We start from the raw sequence: 17,754 nt of genomic DNA on the forward strand, positions 1-17,754 counted from the left end.
CCGTCACACCTCTGGCCATGGCTTGGCACGCGCGCGTGCCGCACTCCCGGCGCCCGGGCCGGGCGAGTGGCGGTACGCGCGCGTGCCCCGGTACGCATGGCAGGATCGGAAGGGCCATGACTGCGCCCACGAAGCCCCCGCACAGCAGCCCCGCCCGCGCCGACGCCGACGCCCCCGGAGCGGACCTGCACTCCCCGGTGATCGACTGGTTCGACGACAACGCCCGCGACCTGCCCTGGCGGCGCCCCGAGGCCGGTGCGTGGGGTGTGATGATCAGCGAGTTCATGCTCCAGCAGACGCCGGTCAGCCGCGTCCTGCCGGTCTACGAGCAGTGGCTCGCCCGCTGGCCGCGCCCCGCCGACCTGGCCGCCGACGCGCCCGGCGAGGCCGTACGCGCGTGGGGGCGGCTCGGCTACCCGCGCCGCGCCCTGCGGCTGCACGGCGCCGCGGTGGCGATAACGGAACGGCACGGCGGCGACGTGCCGTCGGACCACGCGCAGCTGCTCGCGCTGCCCGGCATCGGCGAGTACACGGCCGCGGCCGTCGCCTCCTTCGCGTACGGGCAGCGGCACGCCGTCCTGGACACCAACGTCCGCCGGGTCTTCGCGCGGGCCGTCACGGGCGTGCAGTACCCGCCCAACGCCACGACGGCCGCCGAGCGCAAGCTGGCCCGCGCCCTGCTGCCCGACGACGAGCCGACGGCCGCGCGCTGGGCCGCCGCGTCCATGGAGCTCGGGGCGCTCGTCTGCACGGCGAAGAACGAGACCTGCGTGCGCTGCCCGATCGCGGCGCAGTGCGCCTGGCGGCTCGCGGGCAAGCCGGAGCACGACGGCCCTCCGCGCCGCGGCCAGACGTACGCGGGCACCGACCGTCAGGTCAGGGGCAAGCTGCTCGCCGTCCTGCGCGCCGCGCACGTGCCCGTGCCGCAGTCGGCGCTCGACCGGGTGTGGCACGAGCCGGTGCAACGCGCGCGCGCACTCGACGGCCTCGTCGCGGACGGACTGGTGGAGCCGCTCCCGGGCGGGCTGTACCGCCTGCCGCTGACCTGACACGGGTTTCGCACAGAGGTCTGACACACGGTCATTTCACAGACAAGCGGCTTCGTCACGGCCGACGACAAGCCTTTGTCACACCCAACCGCCGGATAAATCGACCCATATCCACATCATTCACCTCGCCCCTTTACCCCGAACCCCTCGCCGTTACACAACCGACGGACAGCTGAGGGCTAGCCGAAGGCTGCTCCGCACAGCGCCGTGACAACACCTCCGTAGCTTCAGTTGCGTAGTCGGCAGGGACACGGCGGGCTACAGACCAGAAGCAGTGAACCGGCGGCGGACAGTCCGCCGGAACGGGGAATCGGAGGCGGTTGACCATGACGCAGGGCGAGGTGCTCGAGTTCGAGGAGTATGTCCGCACCCGGCAGGACGCGCTGCTGCGCAGCGCCCGCCGGCTGGTCCCGGACCCGGTCGACGCGCAGGACCTCCTCCAGACCGCCCTCGCCCGGACGTACGGCCGCTGGGACGGCATCGCGGACAAGCGGCTCGCGGACGCCTACCTGCGCCGGGTCATGATCAACACGCGGACGGAGTGGTGGCGGGCCCGCAAACTCGAGGAGGTCCCCACCGAGCAGCTCCCGGACGCCTGTGTGGACGACTCCACCCAGCAGCACGCGGACCGCGCCCTGCTGATGGACGCGATGAAGGTGCTCGCTCCCAAGCAGCGCAGCGTCGTCGTGCTGCGACACTGGGAGCAGATGTCCACGGAGGAGACGGCCGCCGCCCTCGGCATGTCGACGGGAACGGTCAAGAGCACGCTGCACCGAGCGCTCGCCCGGCTCCGCGAGGAGCTGGAAGCCCGCGATCTGGACGCACGCGCGCTGGAGCGTGAGGAGCGGGAGCGTTGCGCGGCGGCCTGACCGAGGCCGGGCCCACACCGGCCCGAGGCACCATCCAGGCGGCGATCACGGCGATGTCCGTGCTCGCCGCCCTCGCCCTTTTCGTCTCCGCCTGCGCCACCGGCGGCACCGGTGCCCGTGACGAGGGCCCGGCCCACGCCGACGCCGTGGCGGGCGCCAAGGCCCCGCCCTCCGCCGCCCCCACCGCCACCCCCGACCGGGCGGACGCGGTTCAGCTCATCAAGGACGACCCCGCGGTCTCGGCGGAGGTCAAGCGTGAGCTGAAGCCCTGCGTCGGCGACGAGTACCCGGTCGACGTCTCCTACGGCAACCTCACCGGCGGCTCCGGCGACGACCTCATCGTCAACGTCGTCACCTGCGGCGACGCCGTCGGCGTCGGCTCGTACGTGTACCGGGAGAGCGACGACGGCTATGAGAACGTGTTCAAGGCCGAGGATCCCCCGGTCTACGCGGAGATCGACCGGGGCGACCTCGTGGTGAGCAAGCAGGTGTACGAGAAGGGCGACCCGGTCTCCAGCCCGTCCGGCGAGAACGTGATCACCTACCGCTGGGCCGCGGGCCGCTTCATGAAGGAGTTCAGCTGGCACAACGACTACAGCGGCGTCGGCGACGGAGAACCGACGGCGATGGCGTCGAAGGTCGGCTGACCTGCCCGGGATCGGCCGGCCGAAAAAATCTTCCGGCAGCGTGAACCGATCGGGCCGCTCGTTCCGATCAATGGTTGTCGGGCGAGGCGGGCGCCACGAAAAATGAACGCTCGTCGCGCTACGGGCGTCCATTCATGGGGCACCCTCGACAGGACACCGACAGCTTGACGGACCGCAGACTGGCAGCACACGGACTGACGGGCCTCAGACTGACGGCCGGCCCGCGCACCACAACGCATACGCATCGCATACTCATACGAGAACTGAGAGCACCGGGATGGCAGACCAGACACACGTCCTGTTCGTCGAGGACGACGACGTCATCCGCGAAGCCACCCAGCTCGCCCTGGAGCGGGACGGCTTCGCGGTCACCGCGATGCCCGACGGCCTGTCGGGTCTGGAGGCGTTCCGTGCCGACCGCCCCGACATCGCGCTCTTGGACGTCATGGTGCCCGGCCTGGACGGCGTGAGCCTGTGCCGGCGCATCCGGGACGAGTCCACCGTGCCGGTGATCATGCTGTCGGCGCGCGCCGACTCCATCGACGTCGTCCTCGGCCTGGAGGCCGGCGCCGACGACTATGTGACCAAGCCCTTCGACGGCGCCGTGCTGGTCGCCCGGATCCGCGCCGTGCTGCGCCGCTTCGGCCACGCGGGCGGCGGCGACCGCACCGAGCCCGCCGCCTCCGCCGCCGGTGGCGTGCTGACCTTCGGCGACCTGGAGGTCGACACGGACGGCATGGAGGTGCGCCGGGCCGGACAGCCGGTGGCGCTGACCCCGACCGAGATGCGCCTGCTGCTGGAGTTCTCATCCGCTCCGGGCACGGTCCTCTCGCGCGACAAACTGCTGGAGCGGGTGTGGGACTACGGCTGGGGCGGCGACACCCGGGTGGTCGACGTCCATGTGCAGCGGCTGCGAACGAAGATCGGACAGGACCGTATCGAGACGGTCCGCGGCTTCGGCTACAAGCTGAAGGCCTGAGCGGGGCAGGGGCGGGAGTATGCGGGGGATGATCCGGCACCTGGTTCCGGCCCGTGCGGAGCGCATGGGCATCCGTACGGGTCTGCGGTGGAAGCTGAGCGCGGCGATCGCGCTGGTCGGCGCGCTGGTGGCGATCACGCTGAGCCTGGTCGTGCACAACGCCGCACGCGTGTCCATGCTGGACAACGCGCGCGACCTCGCCGACGAGCGCGTCCAGCTCGCCCAGCGCAACTACGAGGCGTCGGGGCGGCCGAACTTCCCCAACATCAAGATCGACGACTCGAACCTGCCGCCGGCGTTGGAGGAGAAGGTCCGGGACGGCCGCCGGGCCACGTTCGTCTCCGACCGCGCGGGCGGTGTGCCGGACATCTGGGCGGCCGTGCCGGTCAAGGACGGGCATGTGCTGTCCCTGCACACCGGGTTCACCGACCGCAGCACGGACATCCTCAACGACCTCGACCAGGCTCTGGTGATCGGCTCGATCGCGGTCGTCCTCGGCGGCAGCGCGCTCGGCGTCCTCATCGGCGGGCAGCTCTCGCGCCGGCTGCGCAAGGCGGCGGCCGCGGCGAACCAGGTCGCCAAGGGAGAGTCGGACGTCCGTGTACGAGACGCCATCGGCGGGGTCGTGCGCGACGAGACCGACGACCTGGCGAGTGCGGTCGACGCCATGGCGGACACGCTCCAGGAACGGCTGGAGGCCGAGCGCAGGGTCACCGCCGACATCGCGCACGAACTGCGCACCCCGGTGACGGGACTGCTGACGGCCGCCGAGCTGCTGCCGCCCGGCCGGCCGACGGAGCTGGTCCTGGACCGGGCGAAGGCCATGCGCACCCTCGTCGAGGATGTGCTGGAGGTGGCCCGTCTCGACGGCGCCTCGGAGCGGGCCGAGCTGCAGGACATCGTGCTGGGCGAGTTCGTGGCCCGGCGGGTGGCGGCCAAGGACCCGGACATCGAGGTGCGGGTGGTGCACGAGTCGATGGTCACGACCGATCCACGCCGCCTGGAGCGGGTCCTGTTCAATCTGCTCGCCAACGCCGCCCGGCACGGCAAGCCGCCGATCCAGGTCACCGTCGAGGGCCGGGTCATCCGGGTCCGCGACCACGGCCCCGGCTTCCCCGCGGACCTGCTGGCCGAGGGGCCGAGCCGCTTCCGCACCGGCAGCACCGACCGCGCCGGGCACGGCCACGGGCTCGGCCTGACCATCGCGGCGGGCCAGGCCCGTGTCTTGGGCGCCCGGCTGACCTTCCGCAACGTACGGCCCGCGGGAGCACCCGAGCGCATGCCGTCCGAGGGCGCCGTCGCCGTTTTGTGGCTGCCCGAGCACGCGCCGACGAACACGGGAAGCTATCCGATGATGCCGTGAGGGCGGCCGTGCGAGCTGCGACCGGTGCGCCGGGTCGGCGAGCGGAGCGCCTCGATGCCGTACGGCCGCTCCTACGGCGGAGTGTCTCCTCGGCCCGCTCGACACGGCCGTGCACGAGGGACTGGCCGGGCGTCTGGCCGTAAGCCTCCTTGAAGACACGGCCGAAAGGGGTAGCGGGAGTAGCCGCCATGCCCCCCTTGAGGCAGCGACCGTCGATGGAAGGCCCCCCGGGTTCCGACCAAGTCCGCGAGAGCGGTGCCCGTTCAGACGCGCAGGAAGGCCCCCCGGGGCGGACACCGCCGGGGGGCCTTCGTTCAGGGCGAGGTCAGACCTCGACCATGGTGGGCGGCGCGGGCGCCGCACCGCCGCTCGCCTCGTCCGTCTTCTGCGGCCCCGCCCCCTTCAGCGGAACCTCCTTCACGAACACCGCCGCGACCAGCGCGACCACCGCCACCACGGCCCCCAGCAGGAACGCCGAGTGGGTGCCGGCCGACACCGCGTGCTGGTAGGCCTCCCGGGCCACCGCGGGCAGCTTGGCCAGGCTGGCCGCGTCCAGCTGCGCGGACTGCTCGGTGACCTTCGAGCCCAGTGCGCCGGCCCGCTCGGACATGACGTCCTGGACCCGGTTGTTGAACAGCGCGCCCATGATCGCGACGCCGAAGGAGGAGCCGAGGGTACGGAAGAGCGTGGTGGACGAGGACGCGACGCCCATGTCCTTCATCTCGACGCTGTTCTGCGCGACCAGCATCGTGATCTGCATCAGGCAGCCCATGCCGAGTCCGACGACGGCCATGAAGACACCGGAGGTGAGGCGGCTGGTCCCGGTGTCCATCGTGGACAGCAGGTACAGGCCGATGACCATGAGGACGCTGCCGACGACCGGGAAGACCTTGTACTTGCCGCTGTTCGTGGTCACCCGGCCCGCCACCATCGAGGTGACCAGCATGGCGCCGAGCATCGGCAGGAGCAGCAGCCCCGAGTTGGTCGCGGAAGCGCCCTGCACGGACTGCTGGTACAGCGGCAGGAAGAGGGTCGCGCCGAACATCACGAAACCGGTGATGAAGCCGATGATCGACATCAGGGTGAAGTTGCGACTGCGGAAGATGTGCAGCGGCACGATCGGCTCGGCGGCCCTGGTCTGCCAGTACACGAACCCGATGAGCGAGGCGACGCCGATGCCGATGAGCTCCATGATCCGCGCGGACGTCCAGGCGTACTCCGAGCCGCCCCAGGTGGTGACGAGGACGATGGAGGTGATGCCGACGGTCAGCAGCACGACACCGAGGTAGTCGATGCCCGCCTTCGACCGCTTCTTCGGCAGGTGCAGGACGGTGCTGATGAGAGCCAGCGACACCGCGCCGAGCGGCAGGTTGATGTAGAAGGACCAGCGCCAGCCCCAGTTGTCGGTGATGGTGCCGCCGACGAGCGGGCCGCCGATCATCGCGAGCGCCATGACTCCGGCCATCATGCCCTGGTACTTGCCGCGCTCGCGCGGCGGGATCAGGTCGCCGATGATCGCCATGACGCCGACCATCAGACCGCCCGCGCCGAGGCCCTGGATCGCGCGGAAGCCGATGAGCTCGCCCATGTTCTGGGCCATGCCGCTGAGCGCGGATCCGACCAGGAAGAGCACGATCGACGACATGAAGACGCCCTTGCGGCCGTACATGTCGCCGAGCTTGCCCCAGATCGGGGTGGAGGCGGCGGTCGCGAGGGTGTACGCGGTCACCACCCAGGAAAGGTGTTCGAGCCCGCCCAGTTCGCCGACGATCGTCGGCATCGCGGTGCCCACGATCATGTTGTCGAGCATCGCGAGCATCATCGTGATCATCAGCGCGAGCAGGACGACCCGCACGCTCCTCGGCGGTTTCTCCGCCCCGGTCTCCGCTGTCTTTGTGTCCGCCATCTTCCCCACTCCCCTGGGTACTCCCCCCGACCGGCCACTTACTTGCCGCCCGGCTAGTTCACTACACTGGGAAGGTAGACCTGTCATTAGCCGGGCGTCAAGTAAGTTCCCGCCTCCAACTAGCCGGGCGGCAAGTAAGTGTCCGCGGGAGCTCAAGGAGTACGAGGATGGACGTCACCATGGACGGCACAAAGCAGCAGCGCCGGGGCAATACCCGACAGCGCATCCAGGACGTGGCACTCGAACTCTTCGCCGAGCAGGGCTACGAGAAGACCTCCCTCCGCGAGATCGCGGAGCGCCTGGAGGTCACCAAGGCTGCCTTGTACTACCACTTCAAGACCAAGGAAGAGATCATCGTCAGCATCTTCGGGGATCTGACGAAGCCGATCGAAGACCTGATCGAGTGGGGCAGGGACCAGCCGCACACCCTGGAGACCAAGCAGGAGCTCGTCCGCCGCTACAGCCAGGCCCTCTCCGAGGCGACCCCGCTCTTCCGCTTCATGCAGGAGAACCAGGCGACGGTGCGGGAACTCCAGATCGGCGAATCGTTCAAGGACCGCACGCGCAGCCTGCGCGACATCATCATCGACCCGGACGCTCCCCTGACCGACCAGGTCCGCTGCGTGAGCGCCATCTTCACGCTGCACGCCGGCATGTTCTTCCTGCAGGACCTCGAAGGCGACCCCGAGGACAAGCGGGAAGCCGTCCTCGAGGTCGCCATCGATCTGGTGACGCAGGCGCACCAGGGCGCCTGATCACGTCGGCGTCAGACCTTCACGCCCTTGGCGTGCAGGAACGCGACGGGGTCGATCGCCGAGCCGTAGTTCGCGGTCGTACGGATCTCGAAGTGCAGGTGCGGACCGCTGGTGTTGCCGGTGTTGCCGGACAGCGCGATCTTCTGGCCCGTCTTGACGATCTGGCCGATCTTCACGTCGATCTGCGAGAGATGGGCGTACTGCGAGTAGACGCCGTTGGCGTGCTTGATCACGATGGCGTTGCCGTAGGCAGGGCCGTCACCGGCGCCGTTGCCGCCGGCCTTGACCACGGTGCCGCCGTGCGCGGCCATCACCTTGGTGCCGCTCGGCACGGCGAAGTCCTGACCGCTGTGGGTGGCCTGCCACATGGCGCCGGCCTGGGCGAAGCTCGCGGTCAGCGTGTATTTCTTCACCGGGTCGATCCAGGAGGCGGCGGAGACGGCCTTCTTGGCGGCGGGCGCGGCGGGCGCGGCGGCAGGGGCAGCGGCGGACGCCACTCCGGTTCCGAGCACGACCGAGGCGCCGACGGCGGCGGCCCCGACGGCCACGCGGGTGCGGAGCAGGGACGTACGGGAAGAACGGAACGTGACGTGCTGGAACATCGAAGACCTCATGGGAACGGGGACAGAGGAAACCACCCGGCACGAAGCTCTGCCGGAGTGGCCATCCCTTGGTAACCCGGGGGCCCACATACGCCCAAACGTGTGATCTACGACGGAAGCTAGTACTTCACATCAAGACTTCCCACTTATTGACAGATCGCCCCTTCCCGACATTTTCGGCACCGATCCCCGCCGGCGGCCAAAGTAGGGGTGGGAGCGGGGCGGGAGCAGGGGTCAGGACTCCAGGCTCAATGTCCCTTTTCTATGCATTTATGGCGACTATCCGGGCTAGTAGGGCCCTATTCGCCTGTGCGGCATGTCACCGGCCGCCCGCCTCAAGGGACTTCTGAATGTGACGGCGACTACTCCCCTGCCCCGCAGGCCACTTGTGACCCCGGTCACGATCGCAGACAAGAGTCTGTGACCGGCCTCTCATCGACCACTACCGTCCAGTAACCCGCTGGTTCCCCTCAGGCCACCCCCAACGATGAGCATGCCCACGACACCGGCACGCAAGGACGCGAGAGGACCCCACACATGACCAGAGGCACCTGGACGCGCCGCATAGCCATGACCGCCGCAGCGACGGCCGCGGTCACCGCGATGGCCGTCCCGGTCGGCGCCCAGGCCGCGACGGCCACCGGCACCTCCACCCTCGCCACCGCCTCCGCGGCCGCCGCGGAGGACGTCGACTACGCCACCTGGCAGCAGGACTGCCAGGCCGTGATGGACAAGGCCCTGCCGGCGCTGAAGCAGCGCATCGCCGCCGTCAAGCCGGGCGAGAAGCAGGCGGTCGTCTTCGACATCGACAACACGACCCTGGAGACCGACTTCGGCTTCAGCTACCCGCAGCCGGCCAACAAGCCGGTCCTCGACGTCGCCAAGTACGCCCAGGAGCACGGCGTCTCCCTGTTCTTCGTCACCGCCCGCCCGGGCATCATCTCCGGGGTGACCGACTACAACCTCAAGTACGTCGGCTACCAGGTCTCCGGGCTCTACGTGCGCGGCTTCCTCGACCTCTTCAAGGACGTCGCCGCCTACAAGACCGCCCAGCGCGTGAACATCGAGAGCAAGGGCTACACGATCATCGCCAACATCGGCAACAGCGCCACCGACCTCTCCGGCGGCCACGCCGAGACGACGTACAAGCTGCCGGACTACGACGGGCAGCTGTCGTAACCCGTCGCGGACATGCAAGAGGGGCCGGTGCCTTTCAGCACCGGCCCCTCTTGTCAGCTCGGACGGAGGCTCAACCCCGGAGGGTCAACCCCGGAGGGTCACGCGTCCTTGCTCAGGTTCGGTCCGGCGCCGCCGGCCGCCTGCTCGATCGGGGGGACGTCGGGCAGGGCCGACTTCTCCTCGCCGCGGAAGGTGAAGGTCTTGGTCTCACCCTCGCCCTCCGTGTCCACGACCACGATGTGACCGGGGCGCAGCTCACCGAAGAGGATCTTCTCCGAGAGCGTGTCCTCGATCTCGCGCTGGATGGTGCGACGCAGCGGACGCGCACCCAGCACCGGGTCGTAACCCTTCTTGGACAGCAGCTCCTTGGCGGACTGGGAGAGCTCGATGCCCATGTCCCGGTCCTTGAGGCGCTCGTCGACCTTGCCGATCATCAGGTCGACGATCCGCAGGATGTCCTCCTGCGTCAGCTGCGGGAAGACCACCACGTCGTCGACGCGGTTGAGGAACTCGGGGCGGAAGTGCTGCTTGAGCTCGTCCGAGACCTTGTTCTTCATGCGCTCGTAGTTGGACTTCTTGTCGCCCGAGGCCGCGAAGCCCAGGTTGAAGCCCTTGGAGATGTCCCGGGTGCCGAGGTTGGTCGTCATGATGATGACCGTGTTCTTGAAGTCCACGACCCGGCCCTGGGAGTCGGTCAGACGACCGTCCTCCAGGATCTGCAGCAGCGAGTTGAAGATGTCCGGGTGGGCCTTCTCGACCTCGTCGAAAAGGACGACGGAGAACGGCTTGCGGCGGACCTTCTCGGTCAGCTGGCCGCCCTCTTCGTAACCCACGTATCCGGGCGGGGAACCGAAGAGACGCGACACCGTGTGCTTCTCGCTGAACTCCGACATGTCGAGGGAGATCAGCGCGTCCTCGTCACCGAAGAGGAACTCGGCGAGCGCCTTGGAGAGTTCGGTCTTACCGACACCGGACGGGCCGGCGAAGATGAACGAACCACCCGGACGCTTCGGGTCCTTGAGGCCGGCACGCGTACGACGGATCGCCTTCGACAGCGCCTTGACGGCGTCGACCTGCCCGATGACCCGCTTGTGGAGCTCGTCCTCCATGCGCAGCAGACGCGAGGACTCCTCCTCGGTCAGCTTGAAGACCGGGATGCCGGTGGCGGTCGCGAGGACCTCGGCGATCAGCTCGCCGTCGACCTCGGCGACGACGTCCATGTCGCCGGCCTTCCATTCCTTCTCCCGCTTGGCCTTGGCGGCCAGGAGCTGCTTCTCCTTGTCGCGGAGGGAGGCGGCCTTCTCGAAGTCCTGCGAGTCGATCGCGGACTCCTTGTCGCGGCGCACGCCCGCGATCTTCTCGTCGAACTCGCGCAGGTCCGGCGGCGCGGTCATCCGGCGGATGCGCATCCGGGAACCGGCCTCGTCGATCAGGTCGATCGCCTTGTCCGGCAGGAAGCGGTCCGAGATGTAGCGGTCGGCCAGGGTGGCGGCCTGGACCAGCGCCTCGTCGGTGATGGAGACGCGGTGGTGGGCCTCGTACCGGTCACGCAGACCCTTGAGGATCTCGATCGTGTGCGGCAGGGACGGCTCCGCGACCTGGATGGGCTGGAAGCGGCGCTCGAGGGCCGCGTCCTTCTCCAGGTGCTTGCGGTACTCGTCCAGCGTGGTGGCGCCGATGGTCTGCAGCTCACCGCGGGCCAGCATCGGCTTCAGGATCGAAGCGGCGTCGATGGCGCCCTCGGCGGCACCCGCACCGACCAGCGTGTGCAGCTCGTCGATGAACAGGATGATGTCGCCGCGGGTGCGGATCTCCTTGAGGACCTTCTTCAGGCGCTCCTCGAAGTCACCGCGGTAGCGGGAACCGGCGACCAGCGCGCCGAGGTCCAGGGTGTAGAGGTGCTTGTCCTTGAGGGTCTCGGGCACCTCGCCCTTGACGATGGCCTGGGCGAGGCCCTCGACGACGGCGGTCTTGCCGACGCCGGGCTCACCGATCAGGACCGGGTTGTTCTTGGTACGGCGGGACAGCACCTGCATGACCCGCTCGATCTCCTTCTCGCGCCCGATGACCGGGTCGAGCTTGGACTCACGAGCGGCCTGGGTGAGGTTCCGGCCGAACTGGTCGAGGACCAGGGACGTCGAGGGCGTGCCCTCGGCAGGCCCGCCGGCAGTGGCGGTCTCCTTGCCCTGGTAGCCGGAGAGCAGCTGGATGACCTGCTGCCGCACCCGGTTGAGATCTGCGCCCAGCTTGACGAGGACCTGGGCGGCGACGCCCTCGCCCTCGCGGATCAGGCCGAGCAGGATGTGCTCCGTGCCGATGTAGTTGTGGCCCAGCTGAAGGGCCTCGCGGAGCGACAGCTCCAGGACCTTCTTGGCACGGGGGGTGAAGGGGATGTGCCCGGACGGGGCCTGCTGGCCCTGGCCGATGATCTCCTCCACCTGCTGGCGGACCGCCTCGAGCGAAATCCCGAGGCTCTCAAGGGCCTTGGCGGCGACACCCTCACCCTCGTGGATCAGGCCCAGGAGGATGTGCTCGGTGCCGATGTAGTTGTGGTTGAGCATCCGGGCTTCTTCCTGAGCCAGGACGACAACCCGCCGCGCGCGGTCGGTGAACCTCTCGAACATCGTTAATCGCTCCTCAGAGCGGTCAGGCAGTGGGGGGAACTTCCCCTCCCTGTCCTTCCGCAGCTTAGTCCCGCAAGCGGGGACCGCTCATTCCAACTGCCGACACCGTCGATGGCCTCCTGACCCCGAACGCCGACATCTGCTCCAACCCGATGGTGCGAGACGATGTTCCCGCAGGCCAGGCAGTTACCCCACTCGCCAGTACGCCGATGGCGAACGTGAGACGGCCTTTCCTGCGTGTCGCCCCCTCCCACTAGGGATGTCTTACCCGCTGGGACTGACACTCCATGCCGCGGGCACCGGTTCCCTCCGCTATGGGCGAACAACCTTGCGCCTCCCGACACTCCCAGCCGCCCCGATTGTCGACACACGACGCAGCCATGGGAACACCCAGCGTAACTTGGGAGCCTTTTTGGCGGTTGCGCTTGGCATGGTTGGCTCAGTCCCCCCGGCTGCCGGCTCGGCCGCCTCTGCACTCCTCACGGTTCCCCTCCCTCGACGGCCGCTCGATCCGGACGGTCCGGACGATCGGGCGGACCGGATCCGCGGCTGGTACGAGAACGAACTGGGCTGGGCGACCGTGCCCGGGGACCCGGTACGACTTTTGGTGGGCGAGCGCTTCGACGTCCTGGACGTACCGGCCGAGGCGGGCCTCGCGGCGCTGCGGCGCCTGGCGCCGGGCTCGCCGGTGGCCGCGCGGGGCGACCGGCTGCGGCTGCTCGTGGCAGCGGGCGGCGCGGAGGAGGTGCCGGGGATCCTGCGGTGGCTGGAGTGGGGCGCACTGCCCCTGGACCTGACGGCGATCGGCGCGGGCGGTCGCATCGAGGCGCCGTCGCCGCCCGACCAGAACCCGGGCCGGCATGCGGGCGGCCGGGACATGAGCCGCGATCCGGGCCTCGATCAGGGCCACGATCCTGACTGCGACAAGGGCCTCGGTCAGGGCCTTGCGTCGAGCCGTGTTCCGGGCCGCGCCATGGGGCCTCTCACGGGCTTGGACAGCTCCGAGCCGGTGCAGGGGGCCGCCGTGTGGCTGCGGCCCCCCGTGGCAGGGCGCGAGGTCGAGGCCTCGCTGCCGACGATGTCGGCCATGGGGGGCGGTGGGGGCGCCCCCGATCTCGTACGGCTGGTGGACTCGCTGGCGACGCATTGTCACCGTGTCCGGCTGCGGCGCGCGAGCGCTCAGCCGTTGGCCTTCTCGTAGGCCTCGCGAATGGACGCGGGAACGCGGCCACGGTCATTGACCTCGTAACCGTTCTCCTTCGCCCACGCACGGATCTGAGCGGTGTCCTGGCTGCCGCCGGAAGTGGCGCGCGCCTTTCCACGCCCACCCGAAGCACGGCCACCGGTACGACGGCCGCCCTTCACGTAGGGCTCCAGAAGTCCACGCAGCTTGTCCGCATTGGTAGTCGTGAGATCGATCTCGTACGTCTTGCCGTCCAGCGCGAACGTCACGGTCTCGTCCGCCTCGCCGCCGTCGAGGTCGTCGACAAGAAGGACCTGAACCTTCTGTGCCACCGGATTTCCTTTCATCGAAAACGTGAGGGACGGGGGTCCGCGGCGTCCGCCGTTTAGCCGCGCCCTGTTATATGCAGTACTGCAGTACGTCGGAAAGCAAACCGCTTTTCCTGGGAAAACACAAACCCCTGACAGAGACCGGCAGCCCGCCCCGGACCGGAAACATGCGCGTTTCGGACATAGGGAACCCCGGCTAGGCGGGTCGGGCGGAATGGACGGCCACGATCACAGATGCAGAAGCATCCGGCTGTTGCCCAAGGTGTTCGGTTTCACTCGTTCGAGTCCGAGGAACTCCGCGACGCCCTCGTCATAGGAACGCAACAGCTCCGCGTAGACATCGGTGTCGACCGGCGTCTCGCCGATCTCCACGAAGCCGTGCTTGCCGAAGAAGTCGACTTCGAAGGTCAGGCAGAAAACGCGGCGAACCCCGAGCCAGCGTGCGGTGTGGAGCAACTTCTCCAACAACTGGTGACCGACGCCGGCGCCCTTGAGTCCGGGCTTCACCGCGAGAGTGCGGACTTCCGCCAGGTCTTCCCACATGACGTGCAGGGCGCCGCAGCCGACCACCTCGGCGTTGTCGTCGCGTTCGGCCACCCAGAACTCCTGGATGTCCTCGTAAAGCGTCACCGTCGCTTTGTCGAGCAGGATGCCGCCGCGGACGTAGGCGTCAAGGAGACGGCGGACGGCGGGGACATCGCCGGTCCGGGCCCGCCGGACGGTGATGGCTTTAGCGTTGACTTCGGGGTTCTCGGCGGAGGGACTCTCTGCGGACATGGGCCGGACGCTATCGCCCGTCGGCCTCCGTTGCCGAGGCGGGGTTCTCCCCCGTAGTCGCGGTACTTGCCGTAGTTGCCGTACTCCCTGTGCTCCCGGCACTCTCCCCGGTTGCGGGTTCGGCGGTTTCGGGACCTTGGACCATGCGTACGGCGTCGCGCAGCGCATGTCGCTGTTCGTCGCTCATCATCCCGAAGAAGGCGACGAGAGCGGCTGCCGGGTTGTCGCTCTGCGCCCACGCGTCGTTCATCAGGGCGGCAGCGTAGGCGGCGCGGGTGGAGACCGCCTCATATCGATAGGCCCGGCCTTCCGCTTCACGGCGCACCCAGCCCTTCTGATGGAGATTGTCCAAAACGGTCATCACGGTGGTGTACGCGATGGACCGTTCCTGCTGAAGGTCTTCCAGGACTTCTCGAACGGTCACCGGGCGGTTCCACTTCCACACCCGCGTCATGACCGCGTCTTCGAGTTCTCCCAATGGGCGAGGCACAGCTCAGAACAATAGTGGGAGATCTCGCCGATCGCGTGCCGGACGTGCACTTTCATCGGCAAACAGGAACAAAAAGGGCGTGCAGGCCCCGAAAGGAGCCGCACGCCCAGGATGGCCGCGGAAGCGTCGTGACCCGGTCAGGCGTCGGGGCTCGCGGAGGCCTGGTGGGTGCTCTCCGCGCGCGCGAGGGCGGCGTCGACGACCGCGTCCTCCTTGGCCTTGTTGGCCCCGCCCTGGGTCTTCACGATCACCCTGATCACACCGATGAAGAACACGGCCATGACGACGGGGGGCACGAGCGCGGAGACGTAGTCCATGGATCCAGGGTAGCCAGGGAGGAACGGGACATCCGGGCGGGGTCGCCCGGCGACGGCCCTCGTCTCAGCCTGCGGCCAGCCGCTGCTGGTCAGGGGTGGCGGGCGGCGGGGTCGGCTTGCGGCGCGGGAAGACCTCGCCCGGCGTCGGGATGGGCCGGCGGGCGGGCTTCGGGTCGGACGGCCCGGCGGGACGGGGGCCGGGGGCGGGCGCGGGTGGCGCCGGCTTCTCGGCGGGTTTCTTCCTGGGTTCCTCGCCCGGACGCTCGCCCGCGTCCTCAGCCACCGCGGAAAGGCGGGCGCAGCCTTCGGCGGAGCGGCCCCCGGGAAGGGCCAGGAGGCGCGTACGGGACGCCGGGACGGCGGGAGCGGGCACAGAGAGCCTGCGGGCCGTACGGCGGGCCAGGCGGGCGCGTACGTCCTGTTCGGCGAGCGTCTGGCAGCGGTCCAGGAGGACGGCGGCCGTGGGGTTGCCGCGCAGGGCGCGGAGCGCGGCGAGGTCGTCGACGTCGGGGCGGTAGCCGGTGGCCAGGACCTCCTCCAGGAGCGTGAGGTAGCCGGCTGCGGTGCCGGGGAGGGCGGCGCGGTACCGGGCGAGGTCGGCCACCAGGAAGGCCCGCAACCGGGCGGCCTCGCGCATCGCCTCGTCGAGGGACTCGGCGAGGCGATGGCAGTCCTGGACGTCCTCGGCGGAGACGGGGCCGGGGTGGAGGGCGAGGGCGAGGGCGCGGCGGAGCACACGCAGCTCCTCCGCGCCGAACGCCATGCCGCCGCGGGATCCGTAGGGCGTGGGCATGCCGTGACGATACGCGCTAATCAGACAAATTCGATATAAACGGCGGGTGTGGCGCGCCCCAATCCGACGGAATCCGCCCTGGTGGTGGCTTACATACGCGAGACGTTGCGCTCGTACACCAGGCGCAGCCCGATCAGCGTCAGCCACGGCTCGTGTTCGTCGATCACCGAGGACTCGCCGAGGACCGTCGGCGCCAGCCCGCCCGTGGCGATCACCGTCACGTCGTCCGGGTCGTCCGCCAGCTCCCGGGCCATCCGGGTCACCACTCCGTCGACCTGGCCGGCGAACCCGTAGACGATGCCGGACTGCATCGCCTCGACCGTGTTCTTGCCGATCACGCTCCGGGGTCTGGCCAGCTCGATCTTGCGCAGCTGTGCGGCCTTGACGCCGAGGGCCTCGACGGAGATCTCGATGCCCGGGGCGATGACGCCGCCGACGTACTCCCCGCGCGCGGAGACCGCGTCGAACGTCGTCGCCGTTCCGAAGTCGACGACGATCGCCGGGCCGCCGTAGAGCTCGTTGGCCGCGACCGCGTTGATGATGCGGTCGGCGCCGACCTCCTTGGGGTTGTCGAAAAGGATCGGCACGCCCGTCTTCACGCCGGGCTCGACGAGCACCGCGGGGACGTCGCCGTAGTAGCGCCGCGTCACCTCGCGCAGCTCGTGCAGCACGGAGGGCACGGTGGCGCAGATCGCGATCCCGTCGATGCCGTCGCCCAGATCGTCCCCGAGGAGCGGGTGCATGCCCATCAGGCCCTGCAGGAGTACGGCGAGTTCGTCCGCGGTGCGGCGGGCGTCGGTGGAGATCCGCCAGTGCTCGACGATGTCCTCACCGTCGAACAGGCCGAGCACGGTGTGCGTGTTGCCCACGTCGATCGTCAGCAGCATGGCCGTTCCCCGTTCCTACTCGGCCGCTCGCAGATCCAGACCGATGTCCAGGATCGGCGAGGAGTGCGTCAGGGCGCCCACGGCGAGGAAGTCGACGCCGGTGTCGGCGTACGCCTTGGCGTTCTCCAGGGTGAGCCGGCCCGACGCCTCCAGCAGGGCTCGTCCGCCCACGATGCCGACGGCCTCGGCGCACTCGCCGGGCGTGAAGTTGTCCAGCAGGATCAGATCCGCGCCGGCGTCGACGACCTCGCGCAGCTGGTGCAGGGTGTCGACCTCGACCTCGATCGGCACGTCCGGGAAGGCCTCTCGTACGGCCTCGAAGGCGCGGGCCACGCCGCCGGCGGCGACCACGTGGTTGTCCTTGACCAGGGCCGCGTCCGACAGCGACATGCGGTGGTTGACGCCTCCGCCGCAGCGGACGGCGAACTTCTCCAGGGCGCGCAGGCCCGGCGTCGTCTTCCGGGTGTCACGCACGCGTGCCTTGGTGCCCTCCAGGACATCCGCCCACGCGCGCGTGGCGGTCGCGATGCCGGACAGGCGGCACAGCAGGTTGAGCGCGCTGCGCTCGGCGGTGAGGAGGTCACGCGTGCGCGTGGTGACCGACAGCAGCTGCTGGCCGGCCTCCACCCGGTCGCCGTCCTCGACGTGCCGCTCGACCTCGAACTCGTCCGAGCAGACGACCGACACGACCGCCTCGGCGATCCTGAGGCCCGCGACCACGCCTGCCTCGCGCGCGGTGAAGTCGGCGGTGGCGACCGCGTCCTCGGGGATGGTCGCGACCGTCGTCACGTCGACACCGTGGTCCAGGTCCTCCTGGATGGCGACGTTGGCGATGTCCTCGACCTCGACGGGGTCGAGTCCGGCGTCGGCCAGGAGCTGGGCGAGCGCGGGGTCGAGCCCGCACTCCAGGTATTCCTCGTCGGCGAACCCGGCGTCGGCGCCACAGGCACAGCCGTCGCCGCAGCCGCCGCTCTGGGCGAGGGGAAGGTCGGGGGTGCTCACTTC

18 protein-coding genes are annotated in these 17,754 nt (G+C 69.4%); 8 read left to right on the plus strand and 10 right to left on the minus strand.

The features are described 5' to 3' along the window. The first annotated feature begins 116 nt into the window (after positions 1–116). The 5 genes from ACZ5SK_RS13230 (at position 117) to cseC (ending at position 4,907) form a co-directional block, all read left to right on the plus strand. Positions 117–1,049: an HhH-GPD family protein gene (locus tag ACZ5SK_RS13230; protein ID WP_334578061.1), complete on the plus strand. Its 933-nt coding sequence runs from the start codon at positions 117–119 to the stop codon at positions 1,047–1,049. Positions 1,050–1,375: 326 nt separating this feature from the next. Then, on the plus strand, positions 1,376–1,918 hold the full coding sequence (locus ACZ5SK_RS13235; protein WP_334578062.1) for a SigE family RNA polymerase sigma factor: 543 nt from the start codon (positions 1,376–1,378) through the stop codon (positions 1,916–1,918). Further along, positions 1,903–2,565: a hypothetical protein gene (locus ACZ5SK_RS13240; RefSeq protein WP_457495481.1), complete on the plus strand. Its 663-nt coding sequence runs from the start codon at positions 1,903–1,905 to the stop codon at positions 2,563–2,565. Before ACZ5SK_RS13235 ends, ACZ5SK_RS13240 begins: the two co-directional genes overlap by 16 nt. A 277-nt stretch (positions 2,566–2,842) precedes the next feature. Further along, a complete protein-coding gene (gene cseB / locus ACZ5SK_RS13245) occupies positions 2,843–3,544 on the plus strand; it encodes a two-component system response regulator CseB (RefSeq protein WP_319347366.1) in 702 nt (233 codons plus the stop codon). 28 nt (positions 3,545–3,572) lie between these two features. Further along, positions 3,573–4,907 carry a two-component system sensor histidine kinase CseC gene (gene cseC / locus ACZ5SK_RS13250; protein ID WP_468158671.1) on the plus strand — a complete coding sequence of 445 codons (1,335 nt, stop codon included), beginning with the start codon at positions 3,573–3,575 and terminating at the stop codon, positions 4,905–4,907. Between the two features lie 325 nt (positions 4,908–5,232). Here cseC and ACZ5SK_RS13255 read toward each other — a convergent pair whose 3' ends face one another. Continuing rightward, positions 5,233–6,813 carry an MDR family MFS transporter gene (locus tag ACZ5SK_RS13255; protein WP_334578064.1) on the minus strand — a complete coding sequence of 527 codons (1,581 nt, stop codon included), beginning with the start codon at positions 6,811–6,813 and terminating at the stop codon, positions 5,233–5,235. Between the two features lie 167 nt (positions 6,814–6,980). On the opposite strand from ACZ5SK_RS13255, the gene ACZ5SK_RS13260 reads away from it, so the two are divergent. Beyond that, complete coding sequence (locus tag ACZ5SK_RS13260) at positions 6,981–7,568, plus strand: TetR/AcrR family transcriptional regulator (protein ID WP_468575987.1); 588 nt, start codon at positions 6,981–6,983, stop codon at positions 7,566–7,568. A gap of 11 nt (positions 7,569–7,579) precedes the next feature. Here ACZ5SK_RS13260 and ACZ5SK_RS13265 read toward each other — a convergent pair whose 3' ends face one another. Beyond that, positions 7,580–8,170 carry a M23 family metallopeptidase gene (locus tag ACZ5SK_RS13265; RefSeq protein WP_334578066.1) on the minus strand — a complete coding sequence of 197 codons (591 nt, stop codon included), beginning with the start codon at positions 8,168–8,170 and terminating at the stop codon, positions 7,580–7,582. A 537-nt stretch (positions 8,171–8,707) separates the two neighbouring features. Between ACZ5SK_RS13265 and ACZ5SK_RS13270 the strand changes: the two genes are divergently transcribed. Further along, complete coding sequence (locus ACZ5SK_RS13270) at positions 8,708–9,349, plus strand: HAD family acid phosphatase (RefSeq protein WP_334578067.1); 642 nt, start codon at positions 8,708–8,710, stop codon at positions 9,347–9,349. Between the two features lie 98 nt (positions 9,350–9,447). On the opposite strand, the gene ACZ5SK_RS13275 is transcribed toward ACZ5SK_RS13270, so the two are convergent. Further along, positions 9,448–11,973 carry an ATP-dependent Clp protease ATP-binding subunit gene (locus tag ACZ5SK_RS13275; RefSeq protein WP_079660672.1) on the minus strand — a complete coding sequence of 842 codons (2,526 nt, stop codon included), beginning with the start codon at positions 11,971–11,973 and terminating at the stop codon, positions 9,448–9,450. Positions 11,974–12,403: 430 nt separating this feature from the next. Here ACZ5SK_RS13275 and ACZ5SK_RS13280 point away from each other — a divergent pair, with 430 nt between their 5' ends. Next, complete coding sequence (locus ACZ5SK_RS13280; RefSeq protein ID WP_361708539.1) at positions 12,404–13,174, plus strand: SCO3374 family protein; 771 nt, start codon at positions 12,404–12,406, stop codon at positions 13,172–13,174. Here ACZ5SK_RS13280 and ACZ5SK_RS13285 read toward each other — a convergent pair. The 7 genes from ACZ5SK_RS13285 to nadC form a co-directional block, all read right to left on the minus strand. After that, on the minus strand, positions 13,153–13,488 hold the full coding sequence (locus ACZ5SK_RS13285; RefSeq protein ID WP_079660675.1) for a histone-like nucleoid-structuring protein Lsr2: 336 nt from the start codon (positions 13,486–13,488) through the stop codon (positions 13,153–13,155). The genes ACZ5SK_RS13280 and ACZ5SK_RS13285 overlap by 22 nt on opposite strands. A 225-nt stretch (positions 13,489–13,713) precedes the next feature. Next, the gene (locus ACZ5SK_RS13290) at positions 13,714–14,262 is read right to left on the minus strand and encodes an amino-acid N-acetyltransferase (RefSeq protein WP_334578069.1); all 549 of its coding nucleotides are present in this window, start codon (positions 14,260–14,262) and stop codon (positions 13,714–13,716) included. 10 nt (positions 14,263–14,272) lie between these two features. After that, the gene (locus ACZ5SK_RS13295) at positions 14,273–14,716 is read right to left on the minus strand and encodes a BlaI/MecI/CopY family transcriptional regulator (RefSeq protein WP_443041247.1); all 444 of its coding nucleotides are present in this window, start codon (positions 14,714–14,716) and stop codon (positions 14,273–14,275) included. A 173-nt stretch (positions 14,717–14,889) separates the two neighbouring features. Then, complete coding sequence (locus ACZ5SK_RS13300) at positions 14,890–15,069, minus strand: hypothetical protein (protein ID WP_334578071.1); 180 nt, start codon at positions 15,067–15,069, stop codon at positions 14,890–14,892. A gap of 64 nt (positions 15,070–15,133) precedes the next feature. Further along, a complete protein-coding gene (locus tag ACZ5SK_RS13305) occupies positions 15,134–15,832 on the minus strand; it encodes a hypothetical protein (RefSeq protein WP_361708627.1) in 699 nt (232 codons plus the stop codon). 119 nt (positions 15,833–15,951) lie between these two features. Continuing rightward, entirely contained in the window at positions 15,952–16,749 is a 798-nt protein-coding gene (locus tag ACZ5SK_RS13310; RefSeq protein ID WP_079660679.1) for a type III pantothenate kinase, read from the minus strand. A 15-nt stretch (positions 16,750–16,764) separates the two neighbouring features. After that, positions 16,765–17,751 (minus strand): carboxylating nicotinate-nucleotide diphosphorylase, encoded by a 987-nt coding sequence (nadC, locus tag ACZ5SK_RS13315; RefSeq protein WP_334578072.1) that lies wholly within the window; start codon positions 17,749–17,751, stop codon positions 16,765–16,767. Between the last annotated feature and the right edge of the window lie 3 nt (positions 17,752–17,754).

This window comes from Streptomyces sp. NPDC031474 (assembly GCF_055581185.1).

Coding starts and splice junctions, on each gene's coding strand:
- ACZ5SK_RS13260 (WP_468575987.1), top strand. CDS start 6,981: ATGGACGTCACCATGGACGGCACAAAGCAGCAGCGCCGGGGCAATACC.
- ACZ5SK_RS13290 (WP_334578069.1), bottom strand. CDS start 14,262: ATGTCCGCAGAGAGTCCCTCCGCCGAGAACCCCGAAGTCAACGCTAAA.
- ACZ5SK_RS13300 (WP_334578071.1), bottom strand. CDS start 15,069: ATGGACTACGTCTCCGCGCTCGTGCCCCCCGTCGTCATGGCCGTGTTC.
- ACZ5SK_RS13265 (WP_334578066.1), bottom strand. CDS start 8,170: ATGTTCCAGCACGTCACGTTCCGTTCTTCCCGTACGTCCCTGCTCCGC.
- ACZ5SK_RS13235 (WP_334578062.1), top strand. CDS start 1,376: ATGACGCAGGGCGAGGTGCTCGAGTTCGAGGAGTATGTCCGCACCCGG.
- cseC (WP_468158671.1), top strand. CDS start 3,573: ATGATCCGGCACCTGGTTCCGGCCCGTGCGGAGCGCATGGGCATCCGT.
- cseB (WP_319347366.1), top strand. CDS start 2,843: ATGGCAGACCAGACACACGTCCTGTTCGTCGAGGACGACGACGTCATC.
- ACZ5SK_RS13295 (WP_443041247.1), bottom strand. CDS start 14,716: ATGACGCGGGTGTGGAAGTGGAACCGCCCGGTGACCGTTCGAGAAGTC.
- ACZ5SK_RS13275 (WP_079660672.1), bottom strand. CDS start 11,973: ATGTTCGAGAGGTTCACCGACCGCGCGCGGCGGGTTGTCGTCCTGGCT.
- ACZ5SK_RS13270 (WP_334578067.1), top strand. CDS start 8,708: ATGACCAGAGGCACCTGGACGCGCCGCATAGCCATGACCGCCGCAGCG.
- ACZ5SK_RS13280 (WP_361708539.1), top strand. CDS start 12,404: ATGGTTGGCTCAGTCCCCCCGGCTGCCGGCTCGGCCGCCTCTGCACTC.
- ACZ5SK_RS13230 (WP_334578061.1), top strand. CDS start 117: ATGACTGCGCCCACGAAGCCCCCGCACAGCAGCCCCGCCCGCGCCGAC.
- ACZ5SK_RS13305 (WP_361708627.1), bottom strand. CDS start 15,832: ATGGCGTTCGGCGCGGAGGAGCTGCGTGTGCTCCGCCGCGCCCTCGCC.
- ACZ5SK_RS13310 (WP_079660679.1), bottom strand. CDS start 16,749: ATGCTGCTGACGATCGACGTGGGCAACACGCACACCGTGCTCGGCCTG.
- ACZ5SK_RS13255 (WP_334578064.1), bottom strand. CDS start 6,813: ATGGCGGACACAAAGACAGCGGAGACCGGGGCGGAGAAACCGCCGAGG.